The sequence below is a fragment of the Brassicibacter thermophilus genome (assembly GCF_055378355.1).
This window is the reverse complement of sequence record NZ_AP042446.1, coordinates 1,733,745-1,751,351: the sequence shown is the minus strand read 5'-3', so window position 1 is coordinate 1,751,351 and position 17,607 is coordinate 1,733,745. Positions and strand designations below refer to the sequence as shown.

19 protein-coding genes are annotated in these 17,607 nt (G+C 27.4%); 2 read left to right on the top strand and 17 right to left on the bottom strand.

Annotated elements, in window-relative coordinates; translation table 11 throughout:
- Positions 1 to 64 precede the first annotated feature (64 nt).
- The 10 genes from ytfJ to xerD all read right to left on the bottom strand — a co-directional run bounded on the left by ytfJ (position 65) and on the right by xerD (position 8,722).
- The gene (ytfJ, locus tag ACZ41D_RS08275) at positions 65 to 535 is read right to left on the bottom strand and encodes a GerW family sporulation protein (protein WP_464150967.1); all 471 of its coding nucleotides are present in this window, start codon (positions 533 to 535) and stop codon (positions 65 to 67) included.
- Between the two features lie 2 nt (positions 536 to 537).
- Positions 538 to 1,104, bottom strand: coding sequence for a DUF2953 domain-containing protein (locus ACZ41D_RS08270; protein ID WP_464150966.1), 567 nt, complete (start codon positions 1,102 to 1,104; stop codon positions 538 to 540).
- Positions 1,105 to 1,186: 82 nt separating this feature from the next.
- Positions 1,187 to 1,735: an SMC-Scp complex subunit ScpB gene (gene scpB, locus ACZ41D_RS08265; protein ID WP_464150965.1), complete on the bottom strand. Its 549-nt coding sequence runs from the start codon at positions 1,733 to 1,735 to the stop codon at positions 1,187 to 1,189.
- A 20-nt stretch (positions 1,736 to 1,755) separates the two neighbouring features.
- A complete protein-coding gene (locus tag ACZ41D_RS08260; RefSeq protein ID WP_464150964.1) occupies positions 1,756 to 2,493 on the bottom strand; it encodes a segregation and condensation protein A in 738 nt (245 codons plus the stop codon).
- A gap of 30 nt (positions 2,494 to 2,523) precedes the next feature.
- Complete coding sequence (locus tag ACZ41D_RS08255) at positions 2,524 to 3,159, bottom strand: site-2 protease family protein (protein WP_464150963.1); 636 nt, start codon at positions 3,157 to 3,159, stop codon at positions 2,524 to 2,526.
- A gap of 231 nt (positions 3,160 to 3,390) precedes the next feature.
- Positions 3,391 to 4,572 (bottom strand): D-alanyl-D-alanine carboxypeptidase family protein, encoded by a 1,182-nt coding sequence (locus ACZ41D_RS08250; RefSeq protein ID WP_464150962.1) that lies wholly within the window; start codon positions 4,570 to 4,572, stop codon positions 3,391 to 3,393.
- 155 nt (positions 4,573 to 4,727) lie between these two features.
- Positions 4,728 to 6,053 carry a pyrimidine-nucleoside phosphorylase gene (locus ACZ41D_RS08245; RefSeq protein WP_464150961.1) on the bottom strand — a complete coding sequence of 442 codons (1,326 nt, stop codon included), beginning with the start codon at positions 6,051 to 6,053 and terminating at the stop codon, positions 4,728 to 4,730.
- On the bottom strand, positions 6,053 to 6,880 hold the full coding sequence (locus ACZ41D_RS08240; RefSeq protein WP_464150960.1) for a purine-nucleoside phosphorylase: 828 nt from the start codon (positions 6,878 to 6,880) through the stop codon (positions 6,053 to 6,055). The genes ACZ41D_RS08245 and ACZ41D_RS08240 overlap by 1 nt, the downstream gene beginning before the upstream one ends.
- A gap of 13 nt (positions 6,881 to 6,893) precedes the next feature.
- Complete coding sequence (locus ACZ41D_RS08235) at positions 6,894 to 7,712, bottom strand: purine-nucleoside phosphorylase (protein WP_464150959.1); 819 nt, start codon at positions 7,710 to 7,712, stop codon at positions 6,894 to 6,896.
- A 119-nt stretch (positions 7,713 to 7,831) separates the two neighbouring features.
- Positions 7,832 to 8,722 carry a site-specific tyrosine recombinase XerD gene (gene xerD / locus ACZ41D_RS08230; RefSeq protein WP_464150958.1) on the bottom strand — a complete coding sequence of 297 codons (891 nt, stop codon included), beginning with the start codon at positions 8,720 to 8,722 and terminating at the stop codon, positions 7,832 to 7,834.
- Positions 8,723 to 8,842: 120 nt separating this feature from the next.
- On the opposite strand from xerD, the gene ACZ41D_RS08225 reads away from it, so the two are divergent.
- Positions 8,843 to 9,874: an IS6 family transposase gene (locus ACZ41D_RS08225; protein WP_464150957.1), complete on the top strand. Its 1,032-nt coding sequence runs from the start codon at positions 8,843 to 8,845 to the stop codon at positions 9,872 to 9,874.
- Between the two features lie 507 nt (positions 9,875 to 10,381).
- Here the strand turns inward: ACZ41D_RS08225 and spoIIM are convergent.
- The 7 genes from spoIIM to steA form a co-directional block, all read right to left on the bottom strand.
- Positions 10,382 to 11,014: a stage II sporulation protein M gene (gene spoIIM, locus ACZ41D_RS08220; RefSeq protein ID WP_464150956.1), complete on the bottom strand. Its 633-nt coding sequence runs from the start codon at positions 11,012 to 11,014 to the stop codon at positions 10,382 to 10,384.
- 85 nt (positions 11,015 to 11,099) lie between these two features.
- Positions 11,100 to 11,642 (bottom strand): NUDIX hydrolase, encoded by a 543-nt coding sequence (locus ACZ41D_RS08215; RefSeq protein ID WP_464150955.1) that lies wholly within the window; start codon positions 11,640 to 11,642, stop codon positions 11,100 to 11,102.
- 60 nt (positions 11,643 to 11,702) lie between these two features.
- Positions 11,703 to 12,806: a DUF3866 family protein gene (locus tag ACZ41D_RS08210; protein ID WP_464150954.1), complete on the bottom strand. Its 1,104-nt coding sequence runs from the start codon at positions 12,804 to 12,806 to the stop codon at positions 11,703 to 11,705.
- A 69-nt stretch (positions 12,807 to 12,875) separates the two neighbouring features.
- Positions 12,876 to 13,688, bottom strand: a complete 813-nt coding sequence (locus ACZ41D_RS08205) for a phospho-N-acetylmuramoyl-pentapeptide-transferase (protein ID WP_464150953.1) — start codon at positions 13,686 to 13,688, stop codon at positions 12,876 to 12,878.
- Between the two features lie 5 nt (positions 13,689 to 13,693).
- Positions 13,694 to 14,380, bottom strand: coding sequence for a glycosyltransferase family 2 protein (locus ACZ41D_RS08200; protein ID WP_464150952.1), 687 nt, complete (start codon positions 14,378 to 14,380; stop codon positions 13,694 to 13,696).
- 84 nt (positions 14,381 to 14,464) lie between these two features.
- Complete coding sequence (locus ACZ41D_RS08195) at positions 14,465 to 15,358, bottom strand: copper transporter (protein WP_464150951.1); 894 nt, start codon at positions 15,356 to 15,358, stop codon at positions 14,465 to 14,467.
- Positions 15,359 to 15,373: 15 nt separating this feature from the next.
- Positions 15,374 to 16,495: a putative cytokinetic ring protein SteA gene (steA, locus tag ACZ41D_RS08190; RefSeq protein WP_464150950.1), complete on the bottom strand. Its 1,122-nt coding sequence runs from the start codon at positions 16,493 to 16,495 to the stop codon at positions 15,374 to 15,376.
- A gap of 275 nt (positions 16,496 to 16,770) precedes the next feature.
- Here steA and spo0A point away from each other — a divergent pair, with 275 nt between their 5' ends.
- The gene (spo0A, locus tag ACZ41D_RS08185; protein ID WP_464150949.1) at positions 16,771 to 17,577 is read left to right on the top strand and encodes a sporulation transcription factor Spo0A; all 807 of its coding nucleotides are present in this window, start codon (positions 16,771 to 16,773) and stop codon (positions 17,575 to 17,577) included.
- Positions 17,578 to 17,607: the final 30 nt, after the last annotated feature.

The following is a 17,607-nucleotide window of genomic DNA, read 5'->3' as shown; positions in this document are numbered from 1 at the left end:
ATATTTTCTAATTAGACAGAAAATTGCATTATACAATTTAAATTAGGGGTGATCTTTTTCACCCCTAATTTTCCACGTCTTTTTGAGAATGATTTTTTACATCATCTATATTATTCTTATTACCCTTATCATTTGAACATTTATTCTTTAGTATTGATTGTAAGTTGTTTGTAAGCTTAGGTATAAAATCCAATAAATTGTTCAAAGCACTACTCCCTTGGTCAACAGGCAACATTTTTATTTGGTTGTTTCCTACAACTATAAAAGCAACAGGCTGTACTGAAACTCCTGCCCCAGAACCTCCTCCAAATGGAATTTTCCTATCATTATTATTTACCTCTTCTTTGTGAGAAACCTTATTTAAATTATATTCCGCTCCACCAGATGCAAAGCCAAAGGAAACTTTTGATATAGGGATTATAACTAATCCATCTGAAGATTCTACAGGATCACCAACTATAGTATTTACATCAACCATATCTTTTAAGCTTTCCATCGTTGTCTTCATTAATGCCTCAATAGGATATTCTGTCAAATTCAATCCACCACCTTTTTTCTAACTTTTATACAACTTAACCATGCAATAATAATATAAACTAATTTATATTTTATTATGCAGTTAAAGTTAATTTCAGTATAATTTATTGAAAAAACAGGCAATACATTAAATCTAATTTTATCTACTTTTACCTTATTTGTTAAATAAGCAGTAAAAAAACTTTTAATAGAAAATATAATACCTGCTAATATAGCTGTTTGAGCTGCATCAAAAAAACCAAATTTAGTTTCTATTATTAATTCCTTAAACTTTAAATGAGTTAATAATGATTTTAGAAAAACAACTAACCTATTCTTGTTTTTTTTATTAAAATAATTATTATAACTTTTTCTTAGAAATCCAATAAAATTTTTATCTATCTTTATCCCAGCTTTTTTTTTGATTCTTTCAGGATTTATTTTATAAAATAATCGTAATTTATTACTTAAAATTCCTATTCCTATTTTTACAGTATTCTTTTTTTTAGTTTTTACTATCTTAATATTGATATAAAATGGGAAAAATAGAATAAATATAATTATTCCAAAAACTATGATATATTTCACTTTATTAACACCTCGAGTAAAAAAAGTAAATATCCTCAGATAACTATTTTTCCCATAAAAATAAAAATAACACATAAATGTGCTATTTATTTTCGTCAATTTTCTCATTTATTGATTCTGTTAAATCATCGATATTAGGTAATTCATCTATAGATTTTAGTCCAAAATATCTTAAAAATTCATCAGTCGTACCATATATAATAGGTTTTCCCGGTTTATCAATTCTACCCTTTTCTTCGATTAAATTTCTTTCAATTAATGTGTATAATGCTTTATCACATTTAACACCTCTTATAGCTTCTATCTCAGCTTTTGTAATAGGCTGTTTATATCCAATTATTGATAAAGTTTCTAATGCAGCACTTGACAAACTTTTATTTCTTTTAGGTACGCATAACTTTTTAATCCAATCAAAATGCTCCTTTCTCGTAGATAATTGATATTTATTATTTATTTGAACTATTTGTAATCCTCTTCTATTATAATTAAATTCATCTATCATTTCACTCATAATTTCTTTTACTACTTTTTTATCTATTTCTAGTACGCGTGATATATCCTCAATAGAAAGAGGATCACCCCATACAAACAATAATGCCTCTATTATCCCAAATATCTCTTTTCTATCCATAATACACACTCCACCTTACTTCAATTTATAATAGATATAATTATTGGTTTAAAATTGTCTTTTTGATTTACAGTAATTTTTTTTAGCTTTATTAATTCTAAAATAGATAAAAAAGTAATTACTACCATACTTCTATTTTTGTCTCCTTCAAAGAGTTCCTCAAATTTAACTTTTTTCTTTTTTGAAATTATGTCAATAATATTTTTCATTTTATCTTCAATTGTTATCTCTTCCTTATGTATTTCCTTAAATTTTATTATATTTTCGTTATATTTACTTTTACTAATAACTTTTGAAAAAGCTTTTACTAAGTCTTTAAGTTGAATATTTTCAAGTTTTGGCAACTCTTCTGTATTATACTCACTTATTTCTTCTTTAGATTTATAATAAATCTTTTTTTGTATTTCTTCCTTATTTTTTAGCTCAAGAGCTACATTTTTATACTTTTTGTATTCAATCAATTTTTTCACTAACTCATCTCTTGGGTCGACATCTTCAATTTCTAATTGTTTTCCTTCTACATTATTATGTTTAGGAAGGAGCATTCTAGATTTGATTTCTAATAAAGTCGAAGCCATAACTAAAAACTCACTTGCAATTTCTAAATCTAATTCTTTCATACTATTTAAATAAGCCATATACTGCTCAGTAATTTGAGCAATAGGAATATCATATATATCAACTTTGTTTTTTTCAATTAAATGATATAATAAATCTAAAGGACCCTCAAATGTGTCTAAAACAAGTTTATATTTCATATCATAACAACCTCTATTTGTTAGTTTAACTTAGAAAAAAAGGGAAATACACTTTAATAAACTGTCATATCCAAATTGTACTAATGGACCTAATATCTTGTTTATTGAATTGGTTACTATTAACAATATAAGAATCGCATAAAGGTATTTTTCATATCTATAAAATAACATTTCAAATTTTATTGGCAATAAGCTAGCAAGTATTTTTGAGCCATCTAAAGGTGGAAACGGTAAAAGATTAAATATACCTAAAATAATATTATACCATATAGTTATTAAAATCATATTTAATAACAATCCATTTCTAATAACTTGTAACTTGACCATCAAACCAATTATTAAAGCTAAAATAATTGCAATAGCAAAATTTGATATTGGTCCAGCTAAGGATACAATAATAGTTCCAGATTTTCGCTTTTTAAAATACATTGGATTAATAGGCACTGGCTTGGCCCAACCAAATCCAACAATAAACAGTAATAGAAAACCTACAATATCAATGTGAGCAAGAGGATTTAACGATAATCTTCCACTATTTTTTGCAGTAGGATCGCCAAGTCGATATGCAAAATACCCATGGGCTAATTCATGAAAAGTAATAGCAATCAGTAACCCAGGTAATGATATTAATTTACTTAATAATTGGTTAGTTATATTATTAAACATTAAACTAAATACCTTCTTTCTAATTTTAGATAAATTCAATATCCTATTTTTTGAATATATCTTATCACATAATATTAAAAATTGATATTTTATATTATTTAAGTAAAAATCTAAAAATCATTTCAAATATTTATTATAATTATAAAAAAGTAAAGCTAGATATATTGTATAATGTATCGACTAAAATTACAATATATCTAGCTTACTAATTAAATGCTATTCTAATTTTTTCTATTTATCAAAAATTAACATATTCCTAATCATTTTCTTTAACATATCAAAAAAACCGGCCTTTTCCACATCTTTTTCAGCAATTAAGTTTGCTCTAGCTACTTCTTTATTATCAATTTTAAAAATGATTTCTCCAACTTTTTGATTTTTGCTAATAGGAGCTTCAATATATTCAGGGAGATTAATTTCTTTTTCTACACTTTTACTACTACCTTTTTTAATTAACAAATTTACAGAATTTTCTATTATAACATTAACATCTTCAGACAATCCCTTTTTTAATTTTACTTTTTTAATAAAATCACCTTTTTTATAAAGCGGAAGAGAGTCATAATTAGCAAATCCATAATCAAGTAATTTTTTTGATTCACTAAATCTAATACTAGAACTTTCACATCCTAAAATAACACTTATAAGCTTTAGATTCCCTCTTTGAGCTGAAGCTGAGAGACAATATCCAGCCTCACTTGTATAACCAGTTTTTATACCATTAGCACCATTATAATCGTGAATTAATCTGTTAGTATTTACTAAAGTTTGTACTATGTCATTATTTTTTCCAACCTTTATATTTGTAATCCATAATGTAAGCCATTGATGTATTTTTTCATGTTTCAATAGTTCTTTAGACATCAAAGCAATATCATATGCACTAGTATAATGCCCTTCTGTCGGAAGGCCAGTAGAATTCATAAAGTTTGTATTAGTCATTCCTAATTCTTTAGCCTTGTCATTCATCATCTTAACAAATAAATCATAACTACCTGCAATATGTTCTCCTAAAGCAACAGATGCATCATTAGCTGACCTTAAACAAATAGCTTTTATCAAGTTTTCAACTGTCTGAATTTCTCCAGGCTCAAGATATATCTGACTTCCACCCATTCCTGATGCTTTTTCGCTTATTTGTACTTGATCATTTAAACTAATTTTATTACTATCTAAAGCTTCCATTGCTAACAATAGAGTCATTATCTTAGTAATACTTGCAGGAGGCAGTTTTTCATGAATATTTTTCTCATAAAGTATTTCCCCAGTAGATGCATCCATTAATAAGGCAGATTTTGCATTGATATTAAATTCTTCCTTAGCCATAACTATATTTGATGTTGATGACATTAATAATAAAATAATCACTAATATTGTAGAAAACATCAACTTTATCTTTTTGTTAAAATTCATTCAAATCCTCCCTTCATCATATATATTTTTCATTATAACTATTTAACTACCATAAGCAATGTATATTAATATCTTAACCATTATACTTTTTCATATACAAAGTAGTAATGGTAAAAACAAAGAAGGTTGTTAACTATTAACAACCTTCTTTGTTTTTAAAACAGCTTATAACCTTTTTTATCTACGATACCATAAATAAGCTTTTTAGGTTTTTTACTTTTTTCACCTATTACAAAAATATCTTTAAGTTTATCATGTACTTCATTTGCTTTCTTCATATCATTACTATGAATATAAGCTAAAATATCTCCTTTTTTAACTTCATCATTAACTTTTTTATTTAATAAAATCCCTGCTGAAAGATCTATAGTACTTTCTTTGGTTTCTCTTCCTGCTCCTAATGCTAGAGAACATTTTCCAACATTTTCTGCATTTATTTCTGTTACATAACCATTTTTATCGCTTCTTACCTCAATTACATATTTTGCCTTAGGAAGTAAGCTTAAATCTTCAACACATTTTTTGTCTCCACCTTGTCGTTCAACAAGTTCTATAAATTTTTGATAAGCTTTTCCACTTTTCAGTACATCATTAAGCATTTTACGGCCATCTACCTCATTATTAATTTTCCCACCAAGTAATAAAAGTTTTGTAGCTAAAGTTAAACATAACTCTAATAAATCATCAGGACCGTTTCCTTTAAGAGTATTTACAGCCTCTTTAACTTCCAACGCATTTCCTATAGCAAACCCTAATGGTTCATCCATATTTGATAAAACTGCCACTACATTTCTTCCCATTTTTGTACCAATGTCAACCATTTCTCTAGCTAATTTAAGACCATCTTCTATATTTTTCATGAATGCACCACTACCGACTTTCACATCAAGAACTATACCATCGGAGCCAATCGCTAATTTCTTACTCATAATACTACTTGCGATAAGCGAAATATTATCTACAGTCGCGGTTACATCTCTTAAAGCATACAATTTCTTATCTGCTGGAGCAATGTTTGATGTTTGGCTACATATTGCAATTTTAATTTCGTTAACATTCTTAATAAATTTTTCCTTAGTAATTTCAACATTAAATCCCTTTATTGATTCAAGTTTATCAAGAGTTCCACCAGTATGTCCTAACCCTCTACCTGACATCTTAGCAAATGGAAGTCCACAAGCTGCAACCATTGGTCCAAGCACTAGAGAAGTCTTATCTCCTACTCCACCAGTGCTATGTTTATCCACTTTTACTCCATCAATCAAATCTAAATTAACTTTATCTCCAGAATTCACAATTGCCTCAGTTAAATAAGCTGTTTCTCTTTTGTTCATTTTTTGAAAAAATATTGCCATAAGTAATGCAGAAACTTGATAATCAGGTATATCTCCTTTAGTATAACCATTTATAAAATACTGAATTTCCTTTTCAGTTAATTCCTTTCCATCTCTCTTTTTTTGAATAATATCATACATATTCACTATAATGACACCTCTTTAATTATACCTTTAACAAAACTTTTAAATTTTGGTTTTGTCTTATTTGCAACTTCCATTACCTCTTCATGACTAATTGATACAATTTCATCTGCAATAGCCATGTCTGTAACACAGCATATTCCTAATACCTTAATTCCAGCATGATTTGCTACAATTACTTCTGGCACAGTAGACATACCTATAGCATCTCCTCCAAGATTTCTAAGCATTCTAAGTTCTGCTCTAGAAAAGAAATATGGGCCACTTATAGCAGCATATACACCTTTTTTTAAATCTATATTAAGTTTTTTAGCAACGTCTTCAGCAATTTTTATATACTCTTCATCATATGCATGGGACATATCAGGAAATCTAGGACCTAATTCATCATAATTTTTCCCAATTAAAGGATTCGTACCCATAAAATTAATATGGTCTTCTATAACCATTAACGCACCTGGATATAATTTTTTAGTCATCCCTCCACAAGCATTAGTTACAATTAGTAATTTTATCCCCAAATTTTTCATTACTCTAACTGGGAAAGTTACCTCTTTCATCGAATACCCTTCATAATAATGGAACCTTCCTTTCATTGCTATAACTTTTTTACCCTCAAGAATACCAATAACTAACTTACCTTCATGACCTTTTACTGTGGAAACAGGAAAATTAGGTATATCTTTGTAATCTATTTCTACAACATCTTCCATATCATTTGCCAAGTCACCTAACCCTGAACCCAGTATCAATCCAATTTCTGGAATAACATTGATTCTCCTTCTTATGTAATCACTAGTTTCTTTAATTTTCAATAAAATATTTTCCATTTCAATCCCCCCATTAAATATTTTTAATAATTTCTTTAACTAAATAAGAAAACTTATTCTTCACAAGATTTGCTGTTTCTATTACTTCACTGTGGTTCAATGGCTGCGGTAATATACCTGCTGCCATATTAGTGATACAAGAAATTCCCAAAACTTTAATACCTCCATGTACAGCTGTTATTACTTCAGGCACTGTAGACATACCTACAGCGTCTCCACCTAAAAAAGAAACTAATCTTACTTCAGCAGGTGTTTCATATTGTGGTCCAGTCATCCATACGTATGTGCCTTTTTTTATGTCAATATTATTTTTTTTAGCAATATCTATTGCCATATTAATCAGATATTCATCATAAGCATGAGACATATCTGGAAATCTAGGTCCGAGCTCATCGTAATTTTTACCTATAAGTGGATTATTAAAAGCAAAATTAATATGATCTTCAATAATCATCAAATCACCAGGACTTAAATTTCTATTTATACCACCAGCTGCATTTGTAATAATTAGCACTTTAATACCTAATTCTTTCATTACTCTTATTGGAAAAGTAACCTGTTTAAGATCGTACCCTTCATAATAATGGAATCTTCCATTCATTGCTACTATATTTTTCCCAGAAAGTTTTCCAATAATTAAAGACCCTTCATGCCCTTTTACTGTAGATATAGGAAAATTTGGTATATCACTATATTGAATTTTAATATCTGCAACTATGTCTTTTGATAATTCTCCTAATCCAGAACCTAAAATTAATCCTATTTCAGGACTAACGTTAATTTTACTTTTAATATATTGAGTAGCTTCATTTATCTTTTCTAATAAATCCATTATATCTCTCCTCATAAATTAATATTTACTTATCCTTATATTGATATTATAGTTTAAATAACTAATTATGTAAATGTATTCTATCATTATATACTAAAAAATCCACCTTTTGGTGGACTTTAAGCTCTTGGGTGAGTTTTATCATACACTTCCTTTATTCTACTTGTATTTATCATGGTATATATTTGTGTAGTTGATATATCAGAATGACCTAACATCTCTTGCACCGATTTCAAATCAGCACCATTTTGTAATAGATGTGCTGCAAAAGAATGCCTCAAAGTATGCGGTGTAATAACTTTATTAATGTTAGCTTTCTTAGTATAAAATTTTATTATTTTCCAAAATCCTTGCCTAGTTAACCTTTTACCATGATAATTTACAAACAAAGAATTTTCTTTTCTGTCCTTAATTAACTTATTTCTACTTACCGTCATATATTTATTTAACATTTCTATGGCCATTCTACCAATAGGAATTACTCTTTCATTATTACTCCCTTTAGCACACGTTACAAAGCCCAAATTAAAATTTATATCTTCTACATTTAAAGAAACTAATTCCGAAACCCTAATACCAACTGCATATAAAAGCTCTAACATAGCTCTATCCCTTATGCCTTTTACAGTATTAATATCAGGCTGATTTAAGAGTAATTCAACTTCTTCAAGTGTAAGTATACTTGGAAGTTTTTTTTCCTGCTTTGGAGCTTGTAAATCTACAGTAGGGTCTTGTTTAATCTTACCATTATTTAATAAATATTGATAAAAACTCCTTAATGATGCTAATTTACGTGAAATAGTGGAAGTTGATTTACCATTTTTCTGTAAATACATTAAGTATGTAAGAACTAATGTTTTGGTGGCTTTTTCAATCTCATCTTTAGAATCCTTTTTATGCACATATTCTTCGAATTGTCTTAAATCTCTACTGTAAGATTCAAGAGTATTCTTAGATAATTCTCTATCATTTTCTAGATAATTAATATATTGAGACAAGACATTATTCATACTTCTTCTCCTTTAAAAACTAATCGTTCTGTTAACTTAAATGAAAATTGAAAGTCTCGAACTCCTTTAGGTATAATAGCAATAGACACAAAAACACTACTCCAAAGGAGGTCGAGACCTATGACTATTATACCAAAAATTAAGTGTCCTAGATGTAATTCTTCAAAACTTTATAAATTTGGCAAAGATCCTTATGGTTATCAAAAGTATCAATGCCGTGATTGTAGACGTCAATTTTCTACAAAGCCTAAATCTAATACTACACGCAATACCAAACATCCAAGATGTCCCAAGTGTGGCAAAGCATCTTTTATTCATCATAATTATAAACACTATACAAACTATAGATGCTCAGATAAAAAGTGTTACCATTCTTTCTTTATCGCTAAACCAACTACTATCGATAATCCCTCATCGTCTAACCTTTCCGGTAAAACTGATTTTAAAAGAATGAGGTTTCCTATGTTTGTTATTATTACTGCTCTTAACCTTTATTTTTTAAATAACTCTTCAACAAGAAAAATATCACAGTTTCTTTATATTACATATAATATTAAGGTTTCCCATGTATCCATTGCATCCTGGGTTAAAAAGTTTGCACCTTTGTTTGACAGTATATCTAGTAAGCTTTCTTCAACCATTGACTTATCTTCTTCTGATGAGTGGCATGCTGATGAAACTGTTGTTAAAATTAATGGTAAAAAACATTATCTCTGGTTTATCATTGATTCTGAAACTCGCTTTATTATAAATTTTCATCTATCTCCTTACAGAAATTCTAACCAGGCCTTCAGCCTTTTTAAAAAAGCAAAGAAATTTGGCATTCCTAATACTATCGTTACTGATAGATATAGTGCTTATAAGGTGCCTGCTAAATCTATCTTTGCCGGTGCCAACCATATAAGAGTTGAATCTTTTGATGATGATATATCAAACAATATAATTGAATCTTTTAATAAGGAATTTAAAGCCTGGTATAAACCAAAGCGAGGTTTTAACTGTTTCGAAAGCGCTAATAACTTAATTGCAAACTTTGTATTCTTCTTTAATTATATACGGCCTCATTCTTCTTTGAGTAACCTTACTCCTGCCCAGGTAGCAGGTGCCAAATATAGCGATAGAGATCGCAGTAATTGGTTATTATCTGCATAATATTTACTTGTTAAGGGTTCTCTCTGCTTTGCCTTATTTCTTGGTTTATTTGCTATGCAATTTTTATTTTTACAGCCCTTAACCATTCCATAGCTATTTAAAATAAAGCTGTCAAGGGCGAGCTTTGCTCGTTTATCTTGACCCTTGACAGCTTTATTGTAATAGCTAAAATTCATATAGGGCTGTAAGGTCAAGATCCATTAAGAATTTTTCTATAAAATCATGCTATTTTTTCATTTTAAGTTAACAGTTCCAAACTAATAAATAAAATTAATTAATAAAATTGTGTAATTATAATATTCAACATATATCTTTAAATTCCTTCATTTTTTTATTTTTTTATGTTAACAAATTATATAAAAAAGTATTCTTAATAGAATTTTGTAATATAAAATTTTACATTAACAAAAATTATGTAATAAATTTGTATAACTAATAAATAAACTCTACAAATAAATAAAGAGCCATATTTCATTTAAATAAAGCTCTTTGACTATGACCATTTTATCAAATATATTCGTTAACTAAATTTATGAATACAGGAGTTACAAACGCCTCAACAGCACTTCCTAAAATAATAATTAAAGAAATTAACAATACAATAACTGTATAATTAACAAATTCTTTAACAAAGCTAGTTTGAATCATTTTTTTTCTTCTTCTTTTTACAGTTTCTACTGAAAAGCATATTGATATCACTGAAATAATCAATATCCCAGGGATAATAAAAATATTTTGAGGAAATATTGTTGTCAAAGTAAATATAAAACCATCAAACGCAAGTTCTTTTATTAGAAATCCAACAGTAAATCCTATAACAAAACCTCTTACTATTAATATTACAATTATTATAGGAGCACCAATTACAGTTACACCTAGTAACCAAATCATAATTACAGTTTTGAAATTATTAACTAGTGATTGTTTAAAAATTACAATATTATCTATTGGCTCTTCTTTAAGTATTTTAAAAAAAGAATCTAAAAAATCTATTATTTGTTTTTTTTGTTCTTGATTTAATACTTTTATTGTTATAGCACCTGAAAATATTCCTACCATAAAAAAAATAGTCAAAATTAAATATATAGCAAAATGTTCTTGAAAATGTGAATATAATAACTTCCTTAATTTAAAAAACAAGGTCATACCTCCCCTTCTTTAAACAAGCCCTCTAACAAATAAATATGCTATAAGGGTATATAATATGACCTTGTATTTTTAAACATTAAATTCGTTTTTCAGTTATCTTTTTTGCAATAAAGGAACCAATTATAGTTTTACTATCTAAGACCTCTCCTTTATTAATCATAGATATTAAATCATCAATTTTTATTTTCAATACTTCAATATATTCATCCTTTTCAGGCTCAGCTACACCTTCGTGTAAATCTTCAGCTAAAAATAAGTAAAGCTTTTCATTTGAAAATCCTGGTGATGTATAAAATTCCATTATATAAGTTATTTTTTCAGCAGAATATCCAGTTTCTTCTTTCAACTCTCTAATAACACAATCCTTAGGTTCTTCACCTATTTCAAGTTTTCCAGCTGGTATTTCAATTAATTCCTTCTCTATAGCTTTTCTAAATTGCTTGACTAACACCATTTCATTATTATTAGTTATAGCTACAATTCCAACAGCACCAGGATGTTCAATAATTTCTCTTTTAGAATATTTTTTATCTGGAAGTTCAACTGTATCAATTCTTAAATTTAGTATTTTCCCATCATATATTTTTTCTGTTTTCATTGTTTTTTCCTCATAACCCATATATATACCTCCCAAATTTTCAGCATCAAAATATACAACTATCTTATATTTACTATTATATTACTCTTTTTTCTTTTGTAAAGCATGGGTACAATCTATATGTTTTGCAACACCTTTTCCAACTGCACCTAATGCTATAAAATAGTCCTTATCTTCTTCGAAAGTTCTCCCCATAGTATTTACATCTAATCCAAAATAATCTAATGCTTTAATAATATCTGAACCATCCTCATAAATAATATTATGTTTTTTATCAATATCAAATTTTTTTAATTGAGCATTAAAATAATCTATTTTCTTTTTACTAAGTAAAGGCAAAATAATATTTGTACATGTATTTGTCATATTTCCAAGACAAGTTAATGTGTGGTGACTAATTCCTTGATGCCTCTTCCTATAATCACTAAAACTAATTCTAGGAACAGCAAAACTAAAACCACCCATATTATTAATACCATCAATGATATAACCTTGTTCAATTCCGCTAAAACCATATTTTGTCCCAGTACCTACAATTCCTGGTCCCATAGATATTATTGTAACATCGCTATTTAAAATTTCTTTTGCAGTAATTAATCCAGTATAAATGTTTACGCATTCATAGTCTCCACCAAATGAATGCCCTACCGTTATAGTATTATTTATGATTTTTAATTCTTTTAGTGTTCTTACTGTTCGACTAAATTGTATAGGTAATGCTCCACCATCAGTCATAATATATGTTATATTTATTTTAGGATTTAGCCATTTTATCATGGCTGATATTGGTGCTATCATGCTATGTAAAGTACCAACAACAAAAATAGATTTTTCCAATCCATTAAAAGCTTTTATTTTCTCATGATATATACTATCTTGTTCCTCAACACATAAAGTTTTAATTTGCATCGGTGTATACCGTAATTTTATTATGTGACCTTTATCACTCAAATTCTTTTCTTTATTGTCATAATTAAATAATACAAAGTGATACCCTCCTGTCCCAAGAGATAAATCAACAGCAGTAGTATTAACAACAATTTTATCACCTATATTTACATCTCCAGTTATTTTGTTATAATTTACAGCTTTTTGTTTTTTACCTTCAATATCAACTATTATCCAAGATACTTCTGTATCTTTATATAATATATTTGAACATATTCCTTCTTTATAACTTAACAAGCTAATCTCCCCTTTGATACCTTAATAAATATAGAATTAAAGTGGAAATTTATGTATAATAACCAATTACTAACATCTACCTAATTTATCTATGAATGATAAAAATCTATTATTATTTATAATCTTAGTAATAGAATATTTTTCCCCTACTAAATGAATAACTATCAACAGTAATAAATACATTATTTTATAGCTGAATTCGTTAGTAATTACACAGTAAATTCCTAAAGTAATTCCTAAAGAATTTGAACCAATATCACCCATCATGGCTTTTTCTCCTAAGTCAAATGGTAAAAATGCAACACAAAATCCAAGTGCAGAATATAGTATATATTCAAATATATTGTTTTTAGATGTTAATAAAAGAATAATACTTAATATAATAAATATCTTACAACCTCTTCCAGGTCTTAAATCAAAAAGATTTATGGAATTTGTAAAGAGAACAATAATTAAGATATTAATTATTAACATCAAAATGTTTTCAGACACAAATTGTGAAAAAATAATTGAAAGCAATAAACCTGTTAAAGCTTTTAATGCACCAGTTGACAGTTGCCCTTTAAAAATCTGTGAAATATGCCCTTTAAATCCTTTAACATCTTTATTGCCTATTAAATCATCCAATAAACCTATCATTCCCATAAATACAAGTGAAAACAAGTACATAATAATATTATTATCCAACTTTTCAACTATTAATGAAATTAGATATACAATAAATAGTTGAGAATAAATAAAAACTATTCCAACAGAAATCGGTATCTTTAATCCTCTATAATTAACATCTATACTTTTTTCTGACTTAAACATATTTATAGCAATGGGTAATATTAATATCGAAAATAATAATCCAAAAATAAAACTTATTAAATTTATCATCAAATTCAACTCCTAATCCTAAAGATGAGAATAAAGAGAGTAGCTGCTATGTCTAAAAACTGTCTACCTCTATGTAAAAAACCTGATAGATTGTTGCCTGTTTCATTATGTTTCATATCTACATCAACTTCTTTAAGAATATAGTTTTTTTTCAGGGCTTGAATTGTCATAGCTACCTCAATACCATAATTATTGGGAATATAATCCATGCTTTTTAATACTTCTATTTTATATACCCTTTGACCTGAAAGGGTAGAATCAATCTTAATTTTTGTATAAAAATAAACTCCTAATTTTGCTATTTTTTTTACAAATCCAAAACCACCTTTTTTGTTGGTATTTTTAAATCTTGCTATCGTAAAATCGCATTCTTTATTTAAAACTGGTAATAGGAGTTTCTCTACCTCATTTGAAGTTTTTCCCAAATCTCCATCTAATAAAACTATATAAGATGCATTTGTATTACTAAGTCCTGTTTTAATTGCATAACCTTTACCATGATTTTTATCTAACTTAACTACATTTACGCCACTTTTTATTGCCTTTTCATATGTATTATCCCTTGACCCATCATCTACTACAATTATTTCATTAATTAATTTTATCTTTTTTAATTCTTTAATGGTATCTTCAATTTTATTTTCTTCATTATATGCAGGTATAATAGCCACAACTTTATTTTTTTGACACATAACTTATTTAACTCCTTCTAATAAGAAATAAGTTTAATTAAACATTCATACAGAATTTTTAGCTTATAAAAAATAAGCTATTTCTTAATCTAAATAATTACTAGTAATATTAGGTAATAGTTCTTCTGCGCTTGGTTTTACTCCATAATTTCCTGGATTTCCACTCATAGACATTATCAGTGCTACCTTTCCTATAATAGTATCAACATTGTCCACTGTAGATATTCTATTATTTTTATATATATCTATATAAGAATAATTAACAGTAATTTTTTCAACACCAACAATAGGAATATTGTTATTTTTTGTTTTAGCTATAATATTTTCATCAATTAAATTTACTCTATTATCATTGTCTTTCCCTCCGCCAGCAATTATTAAATAATCTATTGGAATACTATAATCTCCAAGTATATCAATTATTTCATTTTCGCTCAAAAATCTTATAATTTCATAATTATCGCCATAGATTATAGCATCGGTAATCGTATATATTATATTTTCTATTTGTAAATTTAAGTTATCATTATTTCCTTGCTGAGTTGATATTAATTGTTCATTAACCATTTCAATTAATTTACTGTCATTTATTAAAGAGTCGTTAATAGTAGTAATTGAAGTTACTATACCGCCAGATGTTTCAATTGCTTGTTCTATACCAGAATATATATAATCGTCATTGGTTTCTATTATTGCTACCTTAACATCAGTTAACTTATTCTTTACAATATCAGGAAATGTTGTTTTTGCAAACCTTTCATACTGCATTTTTGTTGCTTCTAATTTTTTTATATCATTTTTTAACTTTTCATTTTCTTCCTTCAGATAATCAAATCTCTGTTCAAGTTGAGAAACAATGTCATTTCTTTGGGTAATTAATATATCTTGAGCATCAAGCATAAAACCTATATATATACCTACACCTAGTGCTAAAAAAATTGATACAATCGTAACTACATAATACTTAATATTAGTCATAAACACTTTCCTCCCTTATAATCCAAAAAGTATCTTAAACCTAATTTGAATAAGCTTTAACAAATCCCGCATAGGTGGAAACATCATTGTAATGACTAATATTGGAATCAATGCTGCTAGACCAATTCCTATTACATATCTTAGTTTGAGATTACTTCTGTATAGTTTACTTACTCCTTTAGCATCTACGAGTTTATCGCCAATTTTAAGCCTTACTAAAAAAGTACTAGCCATTCCATTTCTTCCTTTTTCTAAGAAATCAATCATATTATTATGTGTTCCTACTGCTACTATTAAATCTGCTCCCTTAGAGTAACATAAAAGCAAAGCTATATCTTCACTAGTACCTGGGGATGAAAAAACAATAGGATTTATATCTAATGAATTTAGTCTAGCCATACCTGGAGCTCTACCATCAGGATATGCATGAACAATAATTTCTTTTGATACTTTTAAACATCTATCAGTTACACTATCCATATCACCTATTACAATATCAGGAATTAAGCCAAATTCTAGAATAGCATCCCCTCCTCCATCAACACCAATTAATACAGGTCTAACTTCTTTTACGTAATTTTGTATAGCTTCAAGGTCTCTCTTATAACCTTTTCCTCTTACAACAACTAATGCATGTTTACCTTTTATTTTTGTAGTAATTTGAGGAATTTTTACCTTGCCTAAGACTAAACCTTTTTCTTTTTTAGCATATTCTAATGTATTTTCAATAAATCTATCTAATTCCTTTTCTAGATTAGAATTACCAATCTCCATCATTTTTTCTATTTCATATATGTCAATAATTTTACAAAATGATATGACTCTGTTTTTGTAAATAATTTTATTACCGTCAATCTTTAATTCATCCCCTTCATTAATCAAATCAAAAATATTGGTTTTATCTACTTCAAAAATTGGTATACCTGACTTATTTAATAATAGTGGACCTCTATTGGGATATTTTCCACTTAGAGTTTTTTCTACATTTAATACAGCTTTAACTTTTGATTCTATTAAAGATATAGCAGCAATTTCATCGATATCTCGATGACACAATAGAGCAATATCACCTGGATTTAACCTATTTATTAATTTTTTAGTTTTTTTGTCTTTTCTAACAATCCCTTTTATAGTCATATACTACCTCCAACTTATCTTTAAGCTTATTATTTGTAAATAGTTGATAAATAATAATGTTATTTGTTATTTTTTTTAATTAGCAGTAATATACTTGAACAGCTTTATACATATTATCTAATAATATTGAAAAGATTTGTTATTTGATAATGAGAAGTATAAAATATAAATATATTCATTCTAATTTAAGGAAATAAAGCAGGAATATTTGAAGGTTTGTCGAATAAATCCATTATAGAAGAAAAATAGAAATTTATTTACAGGGGGGTAATTTTGTGAACACAGAAAAAATTAAAGTGTTAATAGCAGATGACAACAAAGATTTTTGCAATATTTTATGTGAATACCTTTCAAGTCAAGATGATATTGATGTCATAGGTGTCGCTAGAGACGGAATAGAGGCATTAAAGTTATTAGAAGAAAAGGAACCTGATGTTTTAATTTTAGATATCATTATGCCTCATTTAGATGGACTTGGTGTATTAGAAAAATTAAACTCCATGGAATTATCTAAATTTCCCAAAACTATTGTATTATCAGCAGTAGGGCAAGATAAAATAACTCAAAGAGCTATTGCTTTAGGTGCAAATTATTATGTAGTTAAACCTTTTGATTTTGAAATATTTATGAAAAGAATAAGACAAATGGCTGGTTATTTACCAGACATTATTCTAAATAGAAAGTATTCAGAAAATCCTCTTCAATATGTTAATAGTAATAATAGCACTAAAAGTATGGAAGCTAAAATAACAAATATAATTCATGAAATTGGTGTGCCTGCTCATATAAAAGGTTATCTATATTTAAGGGAAGCTATTGGGATGGTCGTTGAAAATATGGATTTACTTAGTGCAGTTACAAAAGAGCTCTACCCATCAATTGCTAAAAAATTTAATACAACTTCAAGTAGAGTTGAAAGAGCAATACGACATGCTATAGAAGTTGCATGGAGTAGAGGAAAAGTTGACACCATTAATAACTTATTTGGATACACAATTCATACTGACAAAGGTAAACCAACTAATAGTGAATTTATTGCTATGGTTGCAGACAAATTAAGATTAGAACAAAATATTTCTTAAATAAATAGACAGAATGTAACAATATAAATC

Coding starts and splice junctions, on each gene's coding strand:
- ACZ41D_RS08260 (WP_464150964.1), bottom strand. CDS start 2,493: ATGAAATATAAACTTGTTTTAGACACATTTGAGGGTCCTTTAGATTTA.
- ACZ41D_RS08235 (WP_464150959.1), bottom strand. CDS start 7,712: ATGGATTTATTAGAAAAGATAAATGAAGCTACTCAATATATTAAAAGT.
- ACZ41D_RS08225 (WP_464150957.1), top strand. CDS start 8,843: ATGACTATTATACCAAAAATTAAGTGTCCTAGATGTAATTCTTCAAAA.
- scpB (WP_464150965.1), bottom strand. CDS start 1,735: ATGGATAGAAAAGAGATATTTGGGATAATAGAGGCATTATTGTTTGTA.
- ACZ41D_RS08240 (WP_464150960.1), bottom strand. CDS start 6,880: ATGGAAAATATTTTATTGAAAATTAAAGAAACTAGTGATTACATAAGA.
- ACZ41D_RS08250 (WP_464150962.1), bottom strand. CDS start 4,572: ATGAATTTTAACAAAAAGATAAAGTTGATGTTTTCTACAATATTAGTG.
- xerD (WP_464150958.1), bottom strand. CDS start 8,722: ATGAATAATGTCTTGTCTCAATATATTAATTATCTAGAAAATGATAGA.
- steA (WP_464150950.1), bottom strand. CDS start 16,495: ATGACTATAAAAGGGATTGTTAGAAAAGACAAAAAAACTAAAAAATTA.
- ACZ41D_RS08205 (WP_464150953.1), bottom strand. CDS start 13,688: ATGATAAATTTAATAAGTTTTATTTTTGGATTATTATTTTCGATATTA.
- ACZ41D_RS08200 (WP_464150952.1), bottom strand. CDS start 14,380: ATGTGTCAAAAAAATAAAGTTGTGGCTATTATACCTGCATATAATGAA.
- ACZ41D_RS08195 (WP_464150951.1), bottom strand. CDS start 15,358: ATGACTAATATTAAGTATTATGTAGTTACGATTGTATCAATTTTTTTA.
- ACZ41D_RS08215 (WP_464150955.1), bottom strand. CDS start 11,642: ATGGGTTATGAGGAAAAAACAATGAAAACAGAAAAAATATATGATGGG.
- ACZ41D_RS08255 (WP_464150963.1), bottom strand. CDS start 3,159: ATGTTTAATAATATAACTAACCAATTATTAAGTAAATTAATATCATTA.